This is a genomic window from Thalassobellus citreus, from assembly GCF_044385915.1.
Classification (GTDB): Bacteria; Bacteroidota; Bacteroidia; order Flavobacteriales; family Flavobacteriaceae; genus Thalassobellus; species Thalassobellus citreus.
Map to the genome: position 1 here is coordinate 1 of NZ_JBISCC010000044.1, position 531 is coordinate 531.

Sequence of the window (531 nt, forward strand, 5' to 3'; positions counted from 1 at the left end):
CTGAAAAACAAGAATCAAAAACAAATTCAGATGATATTATGAGACTGTGGTCTCTGCCGAACATAATTGGAAAAAAATTAAATGTAAATGATGTTTGTGACTGGTTAGTTACTTACAAAAATGAAATTCCACTTTGGATACGAATTGAATCGACTATTGAGGAAAATGTTTTGAAATTATTAATAAGCAAAAGGTTTCGGAAAATAAAAATAGTTGAAGAATGGCATAAATCGAATGAATATAAACCTATACGCAATGAAAAAACGCCACACAGCGAAGCATAAAATTAATGGCTAGTTTTAGCTTACTTGGAAAATTCCTTCGGAATTTTCCGCTGACAAGTTTCTATTTATTAAATTAGTGCTTAAACGCGCCACTAATATTATACGTAACCGTTGCCAAACATATATGAAAATAGAAAATCATAAAATATTTTGTCTTTTTATTTTTACCTTATTCAGTAACTTAACTATTGCACAAAATGATATTTATTTTTTGATAAATAAGAATGATTCACTTATAAAGACACAA

Annotated in this window: 1 protein-coding gene; it reads left to right on the forward strand. The window is 28.1% G+C overall.

Annotated features, from left to right (window positions below; translation table 11 throughout):
- The coding region (locus ACH5TX_RS00210; RefSeq protein WP_439337551.1) for a hypothetical protein at positions 1-284 on the forward strand (284 nt) is incomplete at its 5' end.
- Between the last annotated feature and the right edge of the window lie 247 nt (positions 285-531).